At 44.1% G+C, this 229-nt stretch carries 1 protein-coding gene; it reads left to right on the forward strand.

Annotation, left to right across the window (positions count from 1 at the left end; all coding sequences use genetic code 11):
• Positions 1-229 (forward strand): hypothetical protein (locus tag DMB68_RS23535; protein ID WP_196783725.1); only part of this gene is annotated, 229 nt, incomplete at both ends.

Below are 229 nucleotides of genomic sequence, written 5' to 3' on the forward strand. Positions count from 1 at the left end.
GAAAAAACATTTACTATCAATGTAAACAACCTTAACGAAGTACCTACAGACCTGGCACTTTCTGCTACGGCAATCAACGAAAATGTAGCGGGCGGAACAACGGTAGGCGTTTTATCTTCTGTTGATGCTGATGCTGCAAATACTTTCACTTACACTTTGGTCGCTGGTGCAGGAAGTACAGACAACAGCGCTTTCATCATCAGTGGTGCGAACCTGCAAATCGTAGCAA

Origin of the sequence: Flavobacterium hydrophilum, assembly GCF_003202405.1 — a bacterium.
Classification (GTDB): Bacteria; Bacteroidota; Bacteroidia; order Flavobacteriales; family Flavobacteriaceae; genus Flavobacterium; species Flavobacterium hydrophilum.